Origin of the sequence: Pseudomonas sp. EA_65y_Pfl2_P78, assembly GCF_963970495.1 — a bacterium.
In the GTDB taxonomy this organism is placed as follows: domain Bacteria; phylum Pseudomonadota; class Gammaproteobacteria; order Pseudomonadales; family Pseudomonadaceae; genus Aquipseudomonas; species Aquipseudomonas baetica_A.
Genome location: NZ_CAXAON010000036.1, coordinates 1 through 20999, shown reverse-complemented (window position 1 = coordinate 20999; position 20999 = coordinate 1). Strand labels below are relative to the sequence as shown.

Genomic DNA, 20999 nt, shown 5'->3' with positions numbered 1-20999 from the left:
AAAAATCAGCCGCGGATCTATTCAAGCAGGCAGGTGATCGACCATCACCCTCACGGGTGATGGGTTCGATGCATGACGCGGTTTAGATATTCGGGGTGTAAGAGAAACTTTGCGAAGCTTCGGTATCGGAGAACGGCGTCACACGCGTTTTCTTGTTGAACAGGCCATTGACGAGCGAGCCTGGGAACATTTCGATGGAGTTGTTGAACAGTTCGACGTTGCGGTTGTAAATGGTGATGGCCGCGCCGACGTTTTCTTGTTGTTCGGCGATTTCACGCATCATGTTGTTCGCCGCTTCGGATGCTTTCAGATCAGGGTAAGCCTCAAAGGTAACGCGCAAGCCCCCCATCAGCTCCCTCGAGGCGGTTTCAACTTTCGTGAGGGCGTTGCCGTCCGCTCCAGCAGGAAGGGCATTGACCGCGCTGCGAAGGCCGGTGATTTTTTCGAGGAGGCTGGACTCAAAGACCATGAAGTCTGAGAGCACTTTTTGAAGCTGATCGAGCACCTTGGTCTTCTGGCGTTCGTAAACGAGCACGTCTGACCAGGCACGTTGTACTCGGTTGTGTCCCCCAATAATGCCGTTGTAGAGGCTGAAGCCCGCTACGATGATGACGACAGCGATAACAGCGGAAAGGATGAGTGCAATGTCCATGGCTTACTTCTCTTGGCGGCTTGTTAGGGGATAGGAGGCAAAGTTGTCATCGTGCAGCTCGCTGAGTGCATGGCTCCATTGGAGCGCCGACATCAAGCGCGGCAGTTCGATACCGGCAGAAATTTCTGCGTAAAACTCGTTGGGTGATGCCAGCGAATACTCGGTACCGAACGCGAGCAGGTCTTTGCTGGCGAAGCTGAGGCAGAGCTTTCCACTGTCGGCGAACTCCAGGTTCGGACGATGGAGGATGTCGAACAGCTTCAGCAAGTGGAGCACCGTCGAAGGCTTGATGAATTTCGCACAGAGTATCTCGCTGCGACCGGTCAAACGGAACGCTTTATTGAAATCCGGAGAAGCCGTGTCCATGGGGCACGCATAGTCGTTCTCCGATTGGTCACCAGATCTAACCGATATCCCGCTGACCCATGGAAAGTCGATGACAAGGCTGTACCGGTCGTAGTGGTCGTAAACCACTCGAGTCTCCGTTTTGGTTTTTCCATCTTTGTCGGTCACCGTGGTGTGCACTGTTCGCCTGTTAACGTAGTGCAACTGGCGATAGTGGTAAGGGAGGTTGCGCTGCGTGCCGGGAAATACACCCTGTATCGACTCGACCAACTCGCGGCTGTAGTTGCCCCGGCGGTAATCACCAAATTCCGTGTCCAGCTTCTTGAGGGTCGTGGCCGAGTCTTCTTTCAGGAAAGTCAGTCCGTTGTGGAAGTAGGATGACAGTCGAGCAATTCTTTTACTGAGCGACGGCAACCGATTAGATTTGGATTTCATCCATGTCAGACTCCCAGCGGCAATGACGATGCCAAGAAAACCAGTGCCCATGCCGAACGAGTCGGGATCAATTTCCAATCGATAAAAGAACAGAGCGACGCTAGAGATGTTCCCAATCCAATAAAGGGCCACAGCACTCGCAAGCAATAACAGGCCAGTGACGAAAAACCACCATGCGCGGGTGCGATCGAATTCGAGCGGGCCATCGTACGAGGCGAACTCATGGATCACCTTCAATAAGTCGGTGTTGGACTCAGTCTTGTCGATACTGGCTTCGCTCACGGCCAGCAAATTATTTAACCTCGCGTTCTGCGATGAGTTGGTCATGTCAGGTATCCATTGATTCAGGGATGCCTGGTGCGGGAGCAACGGCCCGGATTGAGGATTTTGCTCTATTCATAATCTGTCAGGAATTTTGAAAAGGAGTGGACGATACCATTGTCACGCAATGACCGTTTTTGGTGCGGGGTGTGTAAAAAAGGGCTCCAGTTTAACCAAGTTGAGTTCGCCGACAAAACGTCGAATCGCTCCCTCACGGCGCTTTAGGACTGACAGGGTTTTTCAGGGTTCTCACCGATAGTGTTCCCCGTTCAATTTCATAAATTGGAGGGTTTTTTTGAAGTCCGATCCTGGCGTTCACAAACGAGTGCTTGGCGCCTTGCCGGAGCTACCGCTCGATTGTAGGGTACACAGCCGTTACGATCTGCAGGGGAGCCAACTACCCGTGACGCTCTCTATTGGCAATGCCAAAGCATTTTGGATCGACTGGCCACTTTCAAAATCGGCAGTGGTTGAAGTTAGCTCGAACCATATGGCTACTTCAGACCATCCCTAGTGCGTGATAAATCAAAGGTCGTCATGTAGCATAGACCCATCAGCAGTTCTACAGCCATCCCGTCACTACGCGCTACTGAATCAACTCTAGAAGGTTTGTGAATGATAAGAACTATCCCGGTGTGGAAAATGATGATGATCGCCAAAGGTAAGATATTGGGACTTTTAATCCTGGCAAGCATACCTGTTTTTATCTTTGGCGGTGCGAGGGTACTTCTTGAAGGGTTGCAGAATGGGCAAATTCGCCAGGCTGCAATGGGGTTTATCACTCTGATTTTTTTTGGTGTGGGTGCTCTGCTATTTGCACCTTCAAAAAAATATATCCCCGGTAAAACATTTCAGGCTTATAGAAATAAAAAATTCAATACAATGGCGGGTATAAATTACGGTTATGCATTCATTATTCTGTCGGGGGTAATTATTGCAGTTCTTGCACCGGAAACGGCGATGACAACACTGTACTATGGTTTAGGTGGCATTGTTTGTCTTTATTTTTATTCAAGAACATTAAAATTTCATGAGGATATCGATTTTTCGACAAATGAATATTTGGAAACCGCTCTGGGATTTCCTGCCGGGGAGAAAATTCTGGTCAGCTACCAGAATTTTGATGCCGGTGAGATTAAAAATGGTTGCAATGCTTTTGCCGCAACAGGAACCAAGTTAATTGTTGCGTCGTTTGACGGGAGTGTTTGGAGAAAGCTGTCACGGGACCTGAATCAGATCTCGCGCATTGGCATCGCCGGCGATGCATCCCAAAATCATTTTGTTAAATTGCAATTCAATGATGGAGCCGATGCTTTGTTGCGCATTGAACTATATGAAAAGCTCACATCAAATCCAACCCTGATAATAAGACGGCTGTTAGAAGCGATTGATGCAAGTCTTCTGAGCGATAGTGGTGCATCACAGGCAGTACAAAGACGTCGAGTGGTTGTCAACTCCGAAACTCCAACCCCGGTTTTAAAAAATGTTGCGCCTGAAGCGACGCTTGTACCCATGGCGCCTCTGCGTAACATCGAGGTTGCCCCTGATGTGTTAATTGCTATCCAGGCCGCCGAAGAAGTTGTTCCCGGTCGCAGGCTGGAGCTTTAATAATGTCGCATTGTACAAAGTTTGAATTTTCTTATGTTAATGAAGAAGCTATTGCCAAAGCTTTCGGCAAGATTGGCCTTAGCCCGACGACGAGTCTGGTTTCCACGTTTGCCAGCGATTTCAGTAAAAAAGTGTTGAGCAAGTTAGGCTATTTGGGCACGCAGCAATACAGGGCTATTTGTGGCCAAACCGCTGATGGATTCAATCTATTTGTTTGCCAAATTGAGGCGGGCTCATACAAACTCCTCATCGAACGGGAAAATATTTCAGTCAGCGATGAAGCGATAATGGATGATTTGGCTTTAAGCTTTCAGAAAGCATACATCAGCGTAGCCATCGATGAAACCATCAAGCGCATAGAAGCATCAGGGGTTCCAGCAAGGGTGAAAGAAACGCTTCAAGGGTTCGAGATTGAATTTGGACCTCGCTATGAATACGGTATTCATGTCACTTTTACGGGCGATGCAATTACGGAGGAAGTGCATGGCGTGAAAGGCGATATTTGCACAAAACTTACTGAAGAGCTTGAGGCTCTACTTTCTAGCCCTATGGCGGAGCTTGTAACAGAGTGGAAGCCGGAGTATACCGTAGTTCATGAAGAGCAAACCCTTCAAATTCTCAGTGCGAACTTCTAAATGGAAATCAATTTACACCATATGGAGTTAAGCAGCGTTAACGGCCCTGGATTACGCTTGACATTATGGGTGCAGGGTTGTGTGCTGAATTGTAAGGGATGTTTCAACCAGGCGACGCATGATGGCGAAGCGAATACGCTGATGTCTGTTTATGAATTGGCTCAGAAGATAAATGCAATGGACATCGCTGGGGTTACCCTCTCCGGGGGGGAGCCGCTCGACCAGGCGCCAGCCTTGGAACAATTAATACACGCCGTCAATGGCGAGAAAAACTGGATACTCTATACAGGCTATACGCCAAAAGAGATATTCCAGAATGAAGGCATGATTCGAGTTGTTAAAGCCGTAGACTTGACGCTGGCAGGTCGGTATCGGCATAACGCTAAACATCCCTATCAGCACAAGCAAATTATCAAAACCAGTGACAGAGTCGATATTGACTTTTTTCGTACTGGAAGAGTTGTCGAGTTTATTGTTTCAAATTCTGGCGTTACCAAAACCGGCCTTCCGATGCATGTATAACTCAGTTCAAGCGCAGGGATAATAAGCATGAGCCGTACCAAGCAGATAACAGATTACCTGAAAGCGCGTTATGCGATTTTGGTCATTGAAACTTTTGAGGAAGAGCGTGCTCTCAATGAGATTTCTGAAATCGCCAAGGCGCTCAGCCATCGTTTGTTCGTTTGGAACTCGACGCTAGGCGTCCAGATAAATGGCGTCGTGGCTGGGGATAAAACCTTTGATTTGAAAGTGGCCTTGGATTTTTGCGAAGAAAAGGCGAAGGAGGAGGGCAGCAAAAACATTTTTGTTTTTTGTGATGCTCATAACTACCTTGCCTCAAGCTCAAATCCTGTCTACCGCCGTCGACTTCGAGATTTAGCCATCAATATCCGTTCACGTGGTTATCGAAGCAACTGCATTGTCGTGGCGCCCAGCTTTGAAGTTGCTAATGATCTTCAAAAGGAAATCACGTTAATTGATTTTCCACTGCCATCAAGAGAAGAAGTTAAAAATCAGATAAATAACTTTGTTAATTCATGGCAGGGCAACGGCAGTGTTAAGATTGATCTTTCTAGTGAGGCCAAAGATAAACTTATTGATGCCGCTTTGGGTCTCACGGGATTGGAAATTGACAATAGCTTGTCTCGTTCATTGGTATCCAGCCTGAGTATAAATGAAAACACCGTAAAGGATCTGCTTTCCGAGAAAAAACAAATTATACGGAAAACAGGTATTTTGGAATACATTGACTCAAAGGTAAGTCTTGAAGATGTTGGAGGGCTGGCAACTCTTAAAAAATGGCTCCATTTGCGTAGCCAGTGTTTTGGGCAGTTGGCTCAGGAGTTTGGTGTCAGAACCCCGAAGGGTTTGCTCTTAACGGGAGTTCCTGGTTGCGGCAAGTCGCTAACGGCGAAATGCATATCGTCGTCATGGAACATGCCCTTATTGCGTTTGGATATGGGAAAAATCTTCCAAGGGGTGGTCGGCTCTTCAGAATCCAATATTCGTTCCGCACTACGTACTGCCGAAGCTATCTCGCCCTGCATCCTATGGATCGATGAAATTGAAAAAGGACTTTCTGGCTCTTCCGGAGGGGCATCTGATGGTGGCACTGCTACACGCGTATTCGGCACGCTGTTGACTTGGATGCAAGAAAAAACGGCACCTGTTTTTGTGTTTGCTACCGCTAACAATATCAACAGCTTACCGCCGGAGTTGTTGAGGAAGGGGCGATTCGACGAAATATTTTTCGTTGACTTCCCGTCGACATCGGAAAGAAAGAAGATTCTTGAAATACATCTGAAGAAATTGAAGCGTGATCCAGAAAAATTCGATTTGGATCGATTGTCTGCTCTAGGCGGCGAGTCGAATTTTGGTAAAGACATTGTGCTTTCTGGTGCTGAAATCGAAGCTTGGGTTGGGGACTCGCTGATTGAAGCGTTCTCACGGCGGATGAATGGCGCTGGTGATTTAAGCGACCTGACGATGGTGGATTTTGAAACGACTATTTCGCGTTTTGTACCCATGAGCAAAATGCGTAAAGACGAGTTCACGAAACTTCGTAATTGGGCGAATCAAAATGCAATTAGCGCTTCGGCTATGGTTGCCGGTCAGAATGATACGGAAATTCAAATCGGCGGTAGGCAAATTGATTTTTAATTTGCGGTGATTTGGCAGCCTAACCGCTTAATCCCTGGCGACACGCCCATGCAGCTCAGCGGAACTGGGTGGGCCCAAGGAAGAAAAGATGACCTTCTTGGCCAACATTTCTTCCCTCGAGACAAAATTCCGAACCACTAGATTTGGATATCGGTGAGCGGGTTCGCTATCGGCACAAAGCTAGCGCGCGCGGCTGCTTCCCCTGGCTCTGGGTGGAATCCTTGCCGTTTTCGATTGAGCCTGAAGCCCACTTTGGCGTTTTGTCCAAACATCGAAGAGAAATTCTGGGACGTCATTGGGCTGTATCTGGAATGCAAAGGGAGAGGATGTTTTGAATAAAATACAACGCGCCCGTGAAGCACTGGCTTCACCGATCAATAGGGATCTTGTTTCTGAGGTGACACACTAGAGTTTTGAGGATTTTTCAATGGAAAAGTTAGTTTCTTTTTAGTGTGCAGTTAGGAAGTTGTGTTGTGCGGTAGCTATGAAGATCAGTTTTGTAATTTACATCCCCTTGTTATACGTTGAACAATATCAATTGTTTTATCCATTATGCATATCTGATATGCGTTGACAGTCCTCGATTTGATATGGAATTTTAGGCAGGCGTTACTGGCTTTTTTTTGCCCGTAAAGTGGTGCGATACTTCTATTCATACATAAAGGATTGTTTATGAGAGCGGTACATATGTTGGGCGCAGGGCATATGGGGGGGGCCATTCTTTACGGCCTTCGTCAGCAGATGAAGGGTACCGACAGTCTTCGTGTTGTCGAGGTTGATGCCGAGCGTAGCGCCAAATATTCCACTGATGGTTTCCGGGTCAGTACCCGCCTCGAAAGACTTGAGGACGACGACATTGTTGTTCTGGCTGTCCCTCCACAGCAGTTCGAACAGGCATTGGTACAAAACGAGCTGCTCAAACGACATCGCGGCCCGGTCATCTCGGTCATGGCCGGCATCACTTTGCATACGCTGACCCGTGAGTTGGGGCATTGCAACGTCGTGCGTTCGATTCCCAATACACCGTCACAGGTGGGTGAAGGCGTGACACTGTATTACGCCCCGACGCAAGCCCGTCCCGAACTGACAGCTGCTGCACAGCAGGTGTTCGGTGCAATCGGCTTGGTCATTCGTGTTGAGGACGAAGCGCAGATTGATTCAGGCACGGCCCTGGCAGGCGGCGGTCCAGCGCTGGTCGCCTTTTTTGCCGACGCCTTGCAGGAATATGCTCATGAGGAAGGTTTCGATGCCCGTCAGGCTGAACTGATCGCAACTCAGCTACTGCACGGCACTGCCCGGTTGATACGCGAAACGGGCAAGCCCGCCTGGCAAGTCTGCAAGGATGTACAAACCAAAGGCGGTACGACGGAGCGTGCTATCGACACGTTTGTTGATGCGGATATCAAGGGCATCGTCAAAGCGGCGTTACGGGCTGCGGCGCGTCGCTCGGTAGAACTCGGAAAGTAATGAGAAAAGGATAGCTTGATGAGTGCCCAGGTAAATTTGCAATCAGCCTCTCCAAACATCGATTCTCCACCGGCGGAGGACGTCAGTTACTCGCTCTATTTTGGTTTTGGTCAGTGCCTCACACTGGTGGATCACCCTGAAGTGTTCAAAGTCAGCGGGGCCGGCAAAGCATTTGGTTCATTACTGACAAGGCGTTTCGGAAGGCAATACGCCGATGCTCGTTTTCTCGATATAGGAACGGGCAGTGGCGTGCATTCACTGCTCTTGCGCCGCCTGGGTATGAAGTCAGTCACGGCCACGGACATTTCACCCCAGGCGATTGATGTGGCGAGGATCAATGAGGTTGCCAATCTTGGCACGGGCGATGTCCGATTTATCCACAGTGACCTGTTCGATGGCCTGGATCCCACCAACGACGCCTTTGATGTGATTCTGTTCAACCCTCCTGGCTGGCAAACCCCTTCGGCGGCGTTTCTACAGGCCTTGCAACGTACCGAGTCGGCTCAGGGGCTGTCCATTGAGGCGATGTTTTATGGCGATCGCACGCTCAAACGCTTTTTTGATGAAGTGCCATTATTTCTCAAGCCAGGCGCAAAACTCATTATTGGCCTGAACTCGCTGGTGGGTATTCCTGCCGTGATGCATGCCTTGTGTCAAAAGCACGAAGCCAATTACCACATTGACTGGTGCCTTTTGGAGCGACATGAGTTTCCGCTGATGCTGTACACGCAGCAGTGGCGGCAACTTCAGGGATTGATCCACGAGGAAATCGTCGATTGGACACGCCAAGGCGCCGCGTATTGTCGCTTTAACGAGCAGGGCGACATCATCTGGTCCTATGAAATCCTGGAGCTGACATTCAGCAGAAGGTCAATCGATGGCAACGGGCAATAAACGTTTACCTTTTCTGACCGGGATGCTCGCTGCCGGACTGTCCAACTTGTTTCTGGGACTGTCGTCGCTTTTTTGGAGGGTGTTCCATGACATGAATGCTATTGCTCTGGTGGGTTACAGAGTGGTGCTTTCGCTAGCGACCGTCACATTGATCTTGTGGGTGAAGCGAGATCTGCTCGCGCTGTTTCACCGACTGAAGCTGCGTCAAGTAGTGCTTCATGGCTGTGCTGCGGTTCTGGTGGCGACCAATTGGGGGGCCTTTATCTGGGCTTCGATTCACGGTCGGGTGCTGGAAAGCGGGCTGGGATACCTGATCGCTCCCCTGGTGAGTATTGCAGTGGGGTTGCTGGTCTATCGGGAACGGCTCAGCCCCCTGAAAGCGGTTGCGTTGGGCATTGTTTGCTTAAGTGTCCTTTTCCTGGTCACAGGCAGCGGCGATCTGGATGCCCGAGTCTATGTCGTCATCGGTGTGACATGGGGGCTGTACACCTGGCTGAAAAAACTCACGTCATTGAGCCCGCTCAACGGGTTGTTTGTGGAGTCCTTGGTGCTTGCCTGCGCGCTGTGCCCGCTGCTGTTTCTGTTCGATGGGTTCATACCCTTGCCCGCCAGCTTCGGCGGCTATGAACAGGCGCTGCTGATTGGCTGCGGGCTGGTGTCGATCATTCCGCTGGCGTTATTTTCGTTTGCTGCCGGGCGCTTGCCCATTTCGGCCATGGGGCTGTTGCAGTTCATCCTGCCATTGACCCAGTTCATTGTGGCTGTCGAGATCTACGGGCAACCAGCCTCGACTTACACGTTGCTGGCTTTTGCGGCTATTGCGTTCGGCATGATACTGGTCATCTTTGAACCTGTATTGAAAGGCTTCCTTGGATCAAATGGAGTTGAAGAAAGTGGGTCGAAAATATAGCGCTGTCGTCATCGGGCTGGGCATTGTCGGGAGCGCCACGTTGTGGCGCCTGTCGACTCGCCAGTCCAACATTCTGGGTATCGATGCTGGAGCGCCGATCAATCGACTGGGTTCATCCTACGGTGGCTCCCGAATTTTCCGGCAAGCGTATTGGGAGGGCACGCAATACCTTCCTTTGCTTTCCCAAGCCAATGATCTTTGGCACGAACTGGAAGCGTCCAGTGATCACCCCTTGCTGTGGCGTAGCGGTGGCCTTTTCATCGGGCCGCAGAGTTCAGGCGTGGTACCCAAAAGCGCCGCCACGGCGCGGGCAGGCGGGATTGACCATCAGCAACTGAATGCACAACAGATTACGCAGATGTTTCCGGCCTTTCGGGTGCAGCCAGACATGGAAGGTATTGTCGAGGAAGGCGCTTACACGATTGCAGCCGACGCCAGCAGGTTGCACATGCTCAATCTTGCCGTGCGTAGTGGTGCCCAGATTCGTTTCGGTAGTCATGTTCTTGAAATACATCGCAGCGAAGGCAGGCTTTTGATTCGATTGTCTGATGGCGAAGTCATCGAGACTGAGCGGGTCGTGCTAGCGACCGGCTGCACCTTGACCGATAGTTTGATCCCCGACTTGGCCGGATTGTTGCGCCCTAAAAGCGTCCCGATTTATTGGTTCAGCCCCAGGCCGGGCAGCGCCGACAGCTTCAAGAATTTTCCGGCTTTCCTGTATGAACTCTCCGATGGCCGCTTGCTGTACGGTACCCCGCAGATCACTGAGACCGAACCCGGGATCAAGATAGGTTTTCATAACAGTCAGCAAACGGATCTGGATATGGGGACCCAACTGGAGCCCGTCAGCCGCTCGGCAAGGGAGGAAATCGCCGAGTGTGTGGCAGCGCTTTTTCCATCCCTGGACCCAACGCCCTATGCCGCTAAAAAATGCATCTACACCATGAGCCCGGACGAGTCGTTTATCTTGGGGGAGTCGGCGCTACTGCCGGGTGTGTTCTATGTGTCTGCATGTTCGGGTCACGGTTTCAAATTCGCAACTGGGTTGGGGGAGTGGCTGTCCTGGGTGGTTCTTGGCGAGTCGCTGCAGCACATTGCCCCGGCTTTCTCCAAAGCTCGCTTCGATAAGGCCGGGTGAACTGTCACTGGTCTGGGGGCGGTCTGTTCTCGCTGTCAGTGATTGATTGGAGCTGACTGGTCAGCACCTGGCAGCAATGCCTCAATGAACTGATGAAATTGTCGACCAGCGGCGAATAGGGGCGATGCTGCGGGCGAACGACACTGACGGTGTACGGAATGGAAAGCGACAGCCCGCGAATTTTCAGCCCAAGTTTGGCGTAGGCCAGTGCTGTGAGTGGATTGATGATTGCGATGCCGACCCCTAGGGCCACCGTCGCGCAGACTGCCGCTGCGCTGTGCGTTTCAACTACCAACTGTCTGTTGATTCCGAGACTGTCGAAAAAACTGTCGATCTTGTTGCGATAGGGATCGTTGGTCGCCAGAGAAATAAAGTGTTCGCCTTCAAAGTCCTCGGGGTACAGGACGGCTTTTTCACACAGTCGGTGGTCGGTGGGCAAAATGCAGACAATGTCCGACGTGAAGATGGTCTCCAGGTCTGTGCCACGGGGGGCAATGGTGTCCTCGATAAGCCCCAGATCAAAGCGCTGTGAAGAAAGCCACTCGTTGAGCAGGGGAGAGTCCTGGGGAGTGATGCTGACTCCCACTCCGGGGTATTGATCGAGGAAATGTTTGCAGACAGTGGGCGCCACGGCCTGGGAGAAAGCAGGCAGGCAAACTATGGTGATTTGCCCGTGTTTGTACTGGCGAATGGCGTCAGCCGCCTTGGCTATCCGCTCAAGGCCAAAATAAGCCCTTTTGACTTCGTCGAAGAGCATCAGCGCTTGTTCGGTCGGGATCAGTTTGGCATTGGCGCGTTTGAACAACGTCAACTGGGTTACTGACTCAAGCCTGCCCAGTTCTCGGCTGATTGTCGGCTGTGAGGTGCGCAGCAGGGCTGCGGCGGCTGTCGCGCTACCTGTCGTCATGACCGCCCAGAATATCTCGATATGCCTGAAGTTCAACGTTGCCATGGCGATCCTTGCCTCAGTAATGGGTAGGGTTTAACCATATCAGATATGAATCGATATTGAGTGAATTGATATTTTTAATCTGACTGTACGTTGCAGATAATAGCCAGCAAGCAAGTTCAGTACTTAAGCAAGTGCTCTGGATTATTGGTGGTTATGGATAACACGATGAATTACAGAACGTTTGGCAGGCTTGGCTGGAAAGTCAGTGAGGTGGGTTATGGCATGTGGGGTATTGCCGGCGGCGAAGGAGGCTGGACCGGCTCTGCCGATGAACAAGGCATGCAGGCTCTGCAACTGGCTGTCGATAAAGGCTGCAATTTTTTCGATACCGCATGGATATATGGCCGTGGGCACAGCGAACACATGCTGGGCCGAGTGCTCAAGAGCAATCCCGATAAAAAGATTATCGTTGCCACAAAGATTCCACCAAAGAACAGGGAGTGGCCTTCCAAACGAGGCGATCGGCTCAATGATGTTTTCCCCTCCGATCATATTCGAGAGTTTGTTGATAAGAGTCTGAACAATCTGGGAATGCACTCTATTGACTTGATGCAGTTTCATGTCTGGGAAGACGACTGGGCACAAGATGAAAGCTGGATGCGGGTGATTGATGACCTGAAGTCTCAGAAGGTTATTCAAGGCATCGGCATCAGTGTTAATCGGTGGGAGCCTGACAATGTCATCAAGACACTGGAGACGGGATTGATTGACAGCGTTCAGGTTATTTACAACATCTTTGACCAGGCCCCCACGGACCACCTTATTCCTGCCTGCAAAAAACACAATGTGGGCGTGATCGCCAGGGTGCCGTTCGACGAGGGGGCCTTGACGGGGGTATTGACGAAAGAAACCGTGTGGCCGGAAGGCGATTGGCGTAACAGTTACTTTGTTCCGGAGAACCTGTACGCCACCGTCGATAGAGTCGAGGTGTTGAAAAAAGACATTCCCGAGGGGGTGTCACTGGCTGAGTGTGCGTTGCGCTTCATCCTTTCGAATCCGGACATTCATACGGTTATCCCCGGCATGCGGGCGATAAGGAACCTTTCGCAGAACCTGGCGTGTTCATCGAAAGGTTCCTTGGACGCCGAACTTCTGCAGCGTCTTGCAGGTCATCGCTGGGACCGAACGCCGACAGAGTGGTCGCAATAACATTTTTTAGGAAGTGTCTTCTATCTTGATCAAGGGAATGTCATGAAAATTTCAGAGTTGAAGAACCGCAAAGTAGGCGTGTGCTCATCGGGTGGCCTGGTCAGTCTGTTCATTAGCCAGCTACTCGAGAATGAGCAAATTGATTTCGAGCAGTTCATTGTTGATATCGGCCAGCCCAATGAAGAGGCCCATCAATTCTGTACCCGTAATATCGATCTGCTCAATGCCGCCCATGTTGTCGACTTGAAGGAAGATATGGCGACTGAATGCCTGAACGCTGTCAGGGCGCAGGCGCATTACGATGGTGGCTACTGGAACACCACCGGCATTGCCCGTGCCGTCACCGTCAAGGGGCTGGTCGCGGCGCTTGGCGCCAAGGGATGCAACGTCCTGGCCCACGGAGCCGTGCACGGTGGCAACGACGAATTTCGGTTTACCTACTACCTGAATATGTTTGCCCCGCACATCATGCCCTATTCCCCCTGGCAGGACAGTGCGACGGCTGAACGCTTCAAGACCCGTAGCGATATGGGCCGGGCGGTAGTAGACAGGAACGAACAGTTGTTGCGTGACAAGGCTGCCCATTCGATCGATGCCAATCTCGGCGGCGTGTCCCATGAGAGTGTTGAGCTTGAGTCCATTGCCAACTCCCCGGACAGCGTCCAGCCAATCATGGGGGTGCGCCCGGAGCAGGCGCCCGACCAGGTAGAACGTTGCACCATCCGGTTCGCGAAAGGTTACCCGGTGGAAATCAACGGCAAAGTCCTGTCCCATTATGAAGCGGTGGCGATGGCCAACGAAATCGCCGGGCGCAATGGTGTCGTGATCAAGGCAGTGCTCGAGAATCGAATGAATGGCACGAAAGGGCGGGGCACGTATGAGTCACCCGGTCTGGATTTGATCGCCACGGCATTGAAGAGCCTTTATCAGGCAACTGTCGATAAAGACTCCTGGGAGGTCTTGCGTTTCAGTTCGACGTTCATTGCCCGGCAGACGTATGCCGGTCGTTTGTACGATCCGGCCACTCAGGCGGCCTTCAAAGCGGTGAGTGAGTTAGTGCAATGGGCCGATGGTTATGTGGACGTGAAGTTATACAAGGGCAGCTATCTGGTTGATCGTGTTTACAACTACAGCCGGAATCGATTCACGGCGCAGCAGTATCGCTTTGCCCATGGCGGGCAACGCTGGATCACCGAAAACATCCTTGAATCTGCCTGATCCGACTGGCGATTCACATGAGCGCAGGGATACCTTTGCTGTGCTCTTTCAGTTACCCGAGCTGAGCGGTCAAGGGAATGACAAACAAGTTAGTGATCTTGTGGGCGCCGCCGCGTTCGCTGTCAACGGCGTTCGTGCGAATGATTGAAGCCAGGGGCGATTTCACGGTACTGCATGAGCCGTTGTGCGATTTGGCTGCCGGTCATGTTTTTACCCATGAAGTACAGGGTGAAACGCACCGGATAGATTCGCCGGACAGGTTGTTCGCGCATGTCAGAACGTTATTGGACAAGGGCAATGTGTTCATTAAAGACACCTGCGAATTTTCTTATGCAGGGCTTATTGATGAAGGTGCTTATCCGGACGACGCGCACCATGTGTTCATGATCAGAAACCCCGAGCAAGTCATCAACTCGCATTATGCAATGAACCCGCAGTTGACCTCACAACAAGTCGGCTACCAGCACCTTGATGCGTTGTACTGCGCCGCCAGAGCGAGAGGCGTACATGATCCGGTCATTGTCGATGCCAACCAGTTGGTGCTGGCTCCGCAAAGCGTTATCGCGGACTTTTGCCGCAAAGTAGGCATTGAACAAAAACCCGAATCCTTGCAGTGGGAACCCGGTCATCGCCGAGTGTGGGAGCGCACTCGGCACTGGCATGAAGATGCGGCCCAGAGCACCTCCATAAGACCGGTCAGCAAGCACTATGCGGTACGTGTCGATAACGACCCGCGCTTGAAGTCCTTCTATGACGACAACCTGGTTGTCTACAAGAAGTTCCTGTCTTACCTGTGATGTTCAAACTGAGTCGAGACGCTGTTTCGTTTTGAGTGAGGCGCTGTATGTCGAAAAATCTTGGCTGGCACGCTGGAGCGATCCTGCCGCACATGCGTTCGCGGCAATTACGTCAGCAGCCTTGTGCCTTGTGGTTCACGGGCCTCAGTGGGGCCGGCAAGAGCACAGTGGCGAGGCTGGTGGAGGCGAAGTTGTTCGAGTTGGGGTACGTCACGGTGGTGCTCGATGGCGACAACATTCGCCATGGCTTGTGCCGTGACCTGGGGTTCAGCGCCGACGACCGTATTGAAAATATCCGGCGCGTGGGGGAAGTCACCAAGCTGTTTCTGGACAGTGGAATCATTGTCCTAGCGGCGCTGATATCTCCCTTCGAACAGGACCGCAGTACGGTTCGGACGTTGCTGGGAGAGGACTTCATCGAAGTCTTCGTCGACACCCCGTTGGCAGTGTGTGAACGACGTGATCCCAAAGGGCTGTATAGCAAGGCCAGGAAGGGTGAAATCACGAATTTCACCGGCATAGACTCGCCATACGAACGCCCTGTGGCCCCCGATATCCTGATCGGAGGGACACCGCAGAGCCCTGAGAGCAGTGCCGACAGCGTTATTGCTTATTTGCGCGAGAGCGGCAGGTTGAATTGATTTGTCGACGCGTCGCCGTACGACTGACATTAAAAAACATGCAATGACTATTTTACTGCCGGGTTTTTCAGAGAGGTTCGAATGGACGGTTTCAGTTACAAACAAGGTGTTCTGCATGCCGAAGGGGTGAACCTGGACAGCCTGGCTGAAAAGTTGGGCACACCCTTGTTTGTTTATTCATTGAGTACCTTGGCGTCGCACTTGCAAAACATGCGCGATGCTTTTTTACTGATTGACCCGCTGATTTGTTTCTCAGTCAAAAGCTGCAGCAATTTGAACATCCTGAAGTTTCTGGTGGAGCACGGCGCAGGTCTGGACGTCGTCAGTGGTGGCGAAATCTATCGTGCCCTGCTGGCCGGTGCTCGTCCCGAAACCATTGTATTTGCCGGGGTGGGCAAGTCTGCGGAGGAGATCAAATATGCACTGGAGGCAGGCGTCTATCAGTTCAATGTTGAGTCTGAGGGGGAACTGGCTAGGATTGATGCTATTGCGGGTCAGTGCGGCTGCAGGGCCAGGGTTTCTATTCGGATCAATCCCGACGTTGCTGACCGTGATACCCCGCAAAAGACATCTACGGGAGGACGTCAGACCAAATTCGGCATTCCGGTGACGCGTTCGGCGCGGCTTTACGCAGAGGGTTTGTACGGCAACGTCGACGTTTTCGGAATCCATGCGCACATTGGCTCGCCTATCCATGACAGCGCTTCCTATCTGGCTTGCATTGACGTCATCGAGACGCTGTTGGATGAGGTGGAACAGGCGGGCGGCACCGTCGATACGATCAATATCGGTGGTGGTTTTCCAGCCATATACGAAGCCTCCCATTCCAATAGCATTTCGTTGCAGGAAATGGGCAGCGTCATTTCTCACCGGCTTAAGAGACTCAAGGCGCGCGGCCTGCGGTTCGTGATTGAACCCGGTCGCTCTATCAGCGCCAATGCCGGCGTGCTGTTGACCGGCGTCGAATACATCAAGGATGGCTGGGACCGTCAGATCGTCATTGTCGATGCCGGCATGAACATCTTGCTCAGACCCACGCTTTACGGTGCCCACCATGCCATGTGGCCGATCCGATATGGCGATTTCAACGGCCACTGGACGCACGCGACCAATCCTTCGCAACCCCGGCCAGACGGGGCATTGTCGCCGGTGGATGTGGTTGGGCCGATTTGTGAAACAGGGGATTTTCTCGCGTTGTCGCGTCCGCTGCCGACGCTTTCGGAACATGACACCCTGGCCATTTTTTCGGCGGGTGCCTACGCGATGAGCATGGCCAGCCAGTACAACTCGAAAGTTCGTCCGGCTGAAGTGGTGGTCATGGGCGAGCACTATCAAGTCGTGCGCCAGAGAGAGCGCTACGAGGATCTCGTTGCCAGGGAAATGGACGGCATTGAAACAGTCAAGTCTGATGCTAAAAGTTTGAAGCTGGTTAAGTAATCCTCTGTTGTTTGATTAAGGCGGCTGGAAGTGACTGTGGACAATGAAACGTTTTGGCTTGTTTTTTTATTTTCGGCACTCTTGTTGAATATTTCTCCAGGGCCCGACCTGCTTTACATCTTGTCGAGGACGATATCCTCAGGAAAAAAAGTCGGTATCGCCTCGGCGCTGGGGGTCTGTAGCGGTGCCTTTGTCCATGTGGTTCTGGCGGCCTGCGGTGTCAGCGCTCTGATTGCCGCTTCGGAAAATGCCTTCGATGCACTCAAGTATGCCGGTGCAGCTTATTTGCTCTACTTGGGCGTGAAAAGTGTCATGCCCTCCACGGGGTCCGTTCATGATCAGGACAACGCGCAAGTCAAGCAATACGGTGTATGGCAAGCCTACAAGCAGGGCATTCTTATTGACGTGTTTAACCCGAAAGTCGCTTTGTTCTTTCTGGCGTTCCTGCCTCAGTTCGTTCAGCCGTCCATGGGGGCTCCCGCGCTACAGATCTTTTTATTAGGCAGCCTGGTAATCCTGGTTGCCATCGTCGTTGAAGTTTCGTTCGTCCTGGTGGCAGCCAAAGCCACAGAAAGGCTTCGCACCCACCCCAATGCAGGACTGTGGCTGGATCGAGTCATGGGCGCAGTTTTGATTGGACTGAGCATACGTTTGGCCACCACCGTCAGCTTGTGATCCGCGTATCAGCAAGCTTGGGATAGTTTGCAAATAAAGGGATTTATTTATGTTTGGCGCTCCCCTGAGTACTGCCTTTGGTTTTGATGTCGAGTTGTCTTGCGACGTCCTGGAAATGGTTTTGCAGAGTCACTCGACAACGCCGGATCACATTGCCGTTGTGAGCGGCACCGAGCGTGTCAGCTACCGTCACCTGATGCTTATGGCCAGCCATAACGCAGCGTCTCTGGAGGAGGCTGGATTGCAGGCGGGGGAGTGCCTGTTGTGCGGAGTCGATGCTGGTGTCGAGTTATCGGTGGTCTGGTTAAGCGCGATGATGGTCGGTGCCGTGCTCATACCGATCGACTTGTCCTGGCCAGCCAATCGCATGGCCGCCGTATTGGCCAGTACCCGTGCCCGGTTTGTTTATGTGCCCAGAGGTGAAGCGCCCAGCCCCGAGCTTTGCGGCCTCACTTGTCTGGAGGTCAGCACTGACTGTGACGATGCGACACTGCCACCACGGACATCGCGCAGCAGTGCCAACACAAACCTCTATGGTTTCTTTACATCAGGCACGACCGGGACGCCCAAATGTGCCTTGAATCATCACGCGGGGGTGGCCAATCGATTCCGCTACATGAGTCGCTACTTTGGCGATGGGCATGTGGTGTACCAGAATAGTGCGCCGCTATTCGATTCCTCGATCTGGCAACTGCTATGGCCTCTGACCAGTGGCGGCACAACGATTATTCCGTACCGGCGTGAGCTGTGGGATCTGGACTGCGTTGTCGAGCATATTCGTCGTCACCAGGTCACGATGACGGATTTTGTACCATCGCTTTTCAAGGTTCTTGTGCGGGCGTTGGAGCAAGGGGCAATCTGCCCATCTCACTTGCAGAGTCTGCAGTATGTGCTGATCGGCGGTGAGGCCATTGACCCGGTGTCCGTCCATTCCTTTCGCCGGATCCTGCCCGGTGTGCACATCATCAACACCTATGGGCATACGGAAGCCTCTATCGGCATGGTGTTTCACCAGGTGCGTGACACTGATGCCGGAGCTATTCCCCTTGGACGCCCAATCGACAATACCTACGTGCGAATCGTCGGGCCGCAACTGGAGGTGCTGCCAGACGGCATCGTCGGCGAGGTGGTGGTGGGGGGGATCTGTGTGGGCAACGGTTATCTTAACGAGCCCGAGCTGACGGAAAAATCCTTTGTGCCAAACCTGTTTCCCGATGTGCCGGGGGCTTTCGTTTATCGAACAGGCGACCGGGCGCGGGTGCGTGAAGACGGGTTGCTGGAGTTTCATGGACGCCACGATCATCAAGTGAAAGTGCGGGGTGTCAGAATCGAACTCGATGAGGTGAACGCGCGTTTTCGCGAAGCTTTTGTCCAAGTGCGCGATGCCGCGGCAGTCGTCGTCAACGCTGCACAGGGCGACGCGACGCTGGCATTGGCCTACACCGCAGAGCGTGCGATCGATGTCTGTGAACTGCGAAAAGAACTCGGTCGGCTTATGCCCCTGACGCACATCCCACAATACTTTCTGCACCTGCAAACGTTGCCGGTCAGTCCGAATGGCAAACTGGATTACACCGCCATTGCAGCCGCATTCATCGGGAGCTGGCAGTTTTTCCAGGCGCCCACCCCGGCCGTCTCGACGCAGGATCAGTTGCTTGAGTGCTTTCGTCAGGTGCTGTTGAGCGATGGTTTTTGTCAGGATTCGAATTTTTTTGAGTGGGGTGGGGATTCATTGGCTGCTGTTTCACTCAAGGTTTTGATAGGCGCGCGCTTCAACCGGACTTTGGCTTTACAGACCCTCTACCGCCACCCGACACCGCTGAGCCTTGGCGCGGCATTGTTCGATGGCAACGCCGGCACCAAAGCCGTTGAAATGGCGCCTTTGTACAGCCACACCTTGCGACCTTGGGGGCAGTCGCAGAGGCGCATTCAGGAAATTCTGCTTACTGGAGCGACCGGTTTTGTCGGTATCCATATTCTGGAGCGTTTGCTGACCTCTACCGCGTTGAGGGTGACGGTACTTTTGCGCGGTGACACCATTGAGTCAGCGCAGGCGCGGTTGATGTCCATCTACGCAAATGCCTTCACCGGAAGAGTATTGGATACCACCAGACTCAAGGCTGTCCTCGGGGATCTGAGGTCACCCTGCATTGGCCTCGATCCGCAGGAGTGGATACAACTGACCGAGAGCGTGGACGAGGTCATCCATAGCGCCGCTGAAGTGAATTTCTTGTCCGAGCCTTCCCATCTGTATGCCGCTAACGTGCAGGGGACTGCCGAGTTGATCCGGTTTTGCAACGAGTCGACCTTCAAGCGCCTGCACCATGTTTCCTCGTTGGCGGCCAGATGCTCGCTCGATGGTCAGGTCGGGGTGACGGGAGCCGAGCTGGATGAGCATGCCCGGTCGAACGCCATCAATGGCTACGGCTATACGAAATACCTGGCGGACCGATTGATTCTGGACGCCCAAGCGCAAGGGATGCGAGCGAAGATCTATCGGATCGACGATGTCTTGCCGTCGGTGAGCATGGGCTACAGCCATAAAAAATCCCTGGTGCACCTGTTGCTGAAATTATGCCTACGACTCGGGCAGGTGCCCGCGGGTTACGGGTACATTGGTTTACTGCCGGCAGACCGTTTGGCCAACTGGATCTGTCATTTTGTCGCGGCGCCCGAAGCCTTCGATTTGCTGGCACAACAAGTGGATGTCACTGCCATTGAGTTTGTAACGTTCGAGGCATTGGTGGCCCATTGTGCCAATCGCTTAGGCATGTCGGTCAGCGTCGTCGATCACCGTGATTTTGTCGCGCAGATATCGGAGCGTGCGGACTGCGAATCGATGCTGATTGCTGGCATCCTGGCGGCCGACACTTCGAAGAGAGTCTTGTTTACTGACCCTTCGGATGTGAACTTGCGTGAATCGAGCCGTCAGCGAATGGGTCTGACCCAGTATCAGGAACTGATGGTCACGCTTTCGGAATTTGAGCCGTTTGTGGAACGGTTGGCGGGTGAGTTGGTTTAGTTTTTTTAACGGCTAATGATATGAAACTGTTCAGGCCTGGCAGATCTTCAACCGATACTGCGAACTGAATCCACAGATTCCGGAAGGCTTGGGCCAATCGACCTGTTTAATCAACTCGTTGAAGCATCGCCGGCCGAACGCTCCCTTTCGCAGCTAATCCAAATAGTGAACGAAGCCTCGCAGCGCACTGGAGCTCAAGTAAATATTAGATTCGAAGAATCCAGGGTGAAATTTCAGAGTCTTTCAAGAAGTATGCAAAAGGAGATGGGGTGCTAGGGGTTGAGTGTTCAAATCACTCCGTCCAGACCATAATTCATGAGTAAAATCAGATGCTTAAACGGATACCATGGATCGGCTTTTTTGTGCCTGCGCCAGGCATGGCACGTTGCGCGCAAGCTCAACCAGCTTGGCTGTGATCGGCGTTTTTCAAGGTTGTTGTCGCGTCGCCGTCTAACTATGCCGCTCTTTTCTCGGTCTGCTGCTGCCGATCCGGGTTCAACATCACAGTGCCCATCGGCTCCCAGTTTCTTGTCTGGCCAGACC

Annotated in this window: 19 protein-coding genes; 15 read left to right on the top strand and 4 right to left on the bottom strand. The window is 52.4% G+C overall.

Annotated features, from left to right (window positions below):
• Positions 1–82 precede the first annotated feature (82 nt).
• Both AACY02_RS22395 and AACY02_RS22390 read right to left on the bottom strand, forming a co-directional pair.
• Positions 83–652 carry a LemA family protein gene (locus tag AACY02_RS22395; RefSeq protein ID WP_339433819.1) on the bottom strand — a complete coding sequence of 190 codons (570 nt, stop codon included), beginning with the start codon at positions 650–652 and terminating at the stop codon, positions 83–85.
• Positions 653–655: 3 nt separating this feature from the next.
• On the bottom strand, positions 656–1759 hold the full coding sequence (locus AACY02_RS22390) for a hypothetical protein (protein ID WP_339433818.1): 1104 nt from the start codon (positions 1757–1759) through the stop codon (positions 656–658).
• A 636-nt stretch (positions 1760–2395) separates the two neighbouring features.
• On the opposite strand from AACY02_RS22390, the gene AACY02_RS22385 reads away from it, so the two are divergent.
• From AACY02_RS22385 to solA, 8 genes are all read left to right on the top strand, one after another.
• Positions 2396–3361, top strand: coding sequence for a hypothetical protein (locus AACY02_RS22385; RefSeq protein WP_339433817.1), 966 nt, complete (start codon positions 2396–2398; stop codon positions 3359–3361).
• A gap of 2 nt (positions 3362–3363) precedes the next feature.
• Complete coding sequence (locus AACY02_RS22380) at positions 3364–3996, top strand: DUF2997 domain-containing protein (protein WP_339433816.1); 633 nt, start codon at positions 3364–3366, stop codon at positions 3994–3996.
• Positions 3997–4518 (top strand): 4Fe-4S single cluster domain-containing protein, encoded by a 522-nt coding sequence (locus AACY02_RS22375; protein WP_339433815.1) that lies wholly within the window; start codon positions 3997–3999, stop codon positions 4516–4518.
• Positions 4519–4545: 27 nt separating this feature from the next.
• Positions 4546–6156: an AAA family ATPase gene (locus tag AACY02_RS22370; protein ID WP_339433814.1), complete on the top strand. Its 1611-nt coding sequence runs from the start codon at positions 4546–4548 to the stop codon at positions 6154–6156.
• A gap of 687 nt (positions 6157–6843) precedes the next feature.
• Complete coding sequence (gene proC / locus AACY02_RS22365; protein WP_339433813.1) at positions 6844–7623, top strand: pyrroline-5-carboxylate reductase; 780 nt, start codon at positions 6844–6846, stop codon at positions 7621–7623.
• A gap of 18 nt (positions 7624–7641) precedes the next feature.
• Complete coding sequence (locus AACY02_RS22360; RefSeq protein ID WP_339433812.1) at positions 7642–8517, top strand: methyltransferase; 876 nt, start codon at positions 7642–7644, stop codon at positions 8515–8517.
• Positions 8501–9427 (top strand): EamA family transporter, encoded by a 927-nt coding sequence (locus tag AACY02_RS22355; protein ID WP_339433811.1) that lies wholly within the window; start codon positions 8501–8503, stop codon positions 9425–9427. The genes AACY02_RS22360 and AACY02_RS22355 overlap by 17 nt, the downstream gene beginning before the upstream one ends.
• Positions 9396–10565 (top strand): N-methyl-L-tryptophan oxidase, encoded by a 1170-nt coding sequence (gene solA, locus AACY02_RS22350; RefSeq protein WP_339433852.1) that lies wholly within the window; start codon positions 9396–9398, stop codon positions 10563–10565. Before AACY02_RS22355 ends, solA begins: the two co-directional genes overlap by 32 nt.
• A 4-nt stretch (positions 10566–10569) precedes the next feature.
• On the opposite strand, the gene AACY02_RS22345 is transcribed toward solA, so the two are convergent.
• Positions 10570–11517 carry a LysR family transcriptional regulator gene (locus AACY02_RS22345; protein WP_339433810.1) on the bottom strand — a complete coding sequence of 316 codons (948 nt, stop codon included), beginning with the start codon at positions 11515–11517 and terminating at the stop codon, positions 10570–10572.
• 165 nt (positions 11518–11682) lie between these two features.
• On the opposite strand from AACY02_RS22345, the gene AACY02_RS22340 reads away from it, so the two are divergent.
• The 7 genes from AACY02_RS22340 to AACY02_RS22310 all read left to right on the top strand — a co-directional run bounded on the left by AACY02_RS22340 (position 11683) and on the right by AACY02_RS22310 (position 20456).
• Positions 11683–12666, top strand: coding sequence for an aldo/keto reductase (locus AACY02_RS22340; protein WP_339433809.1), 984 nt, complete (start codon positions 11683–11685; stop codon positions 12664–12666).
• Between the two features lie 42 nt (positions 12667–12708).
• A complete protein-coding gene (locus AACY02_RS22335) occupies positions 12709–13884 on the top strand; it encodes an argininosuccinate synthase domain-containing protein (RefSeq protein WP_339433808.1) in 1176 nt (391 codons plus the stop codon).
• Between the two features lie 77 nt (positions 13885–13961).
• Positions 13962–14681, top strand: coding sequence for a sulfotransferase-like domain-containing protein (locus tag AACY02_RS22330; RefSeq protein WP_339433807.1), 720 nt, complete (start codon positions 13962–13964; stop codon positions 14679–14681).
• A 47-nt stretch (positions 14682–14728) separates the two neighbouring features.
• Complete coding sequence (gene cysC, locus AACY02_RS22325; protein WP_339433806.1) at positions 14729–15322, top strand: adenylyl-sulfate kinase; 594 nt, start codon at positions 14729–14731, stop codon at positions 15320–15322.
• Positions 15323–15403: 81 nt separating this feature from the next.
• Positions 15404–16759: a diaminopimelate decarboxylase gene (lysA, locus tag AACY02_RS22320; RefSeq protein WP_339433805.1), complete on the top strand. Its 1356-nt coding sequence runs from the start codon at positions 15404–15406 to the stop codon at positions 16757–16759.
• Positions 16760–16795: 36 nt separating this feature from the next.
• Positions 16796–17434: a LysE family translocator gene (locus tag AACY02_RS22315; RefSeq protein ID WP_339433804.1), complete on the top strand. Its 639-nt coding sequence runs from the start codon at positions 16796–16798 to the stop codon at positions 17432–17434.
• 49 nt (positions 17435–17483) lie between these two features.
• On the top strand, positions 17484–20456 hold the full coding sequence (locus AACY02_RS22310; protein WP_339433803.1) for a non-ribosomal peptide synthetase: 2973 nt from the start codon (positions 17484–17486) through the stop codon (positions 20454–20456).
• A 287-nt stretch (positions 20457–20743) separates the two neighbouring features.
• On the opposite strand, the gene AACY02_RS22305 is transcribed toward AACY02_RS22310, so the two are convergent.
• Positions 20744–20999, bottom strand: a 256-nt coding sequence (locus AACY02_RS22305; RefSeq protein ID WP_339433802.1) for a hypothetical protein, incomplete at its 5' end; no start/stop codon positions are given.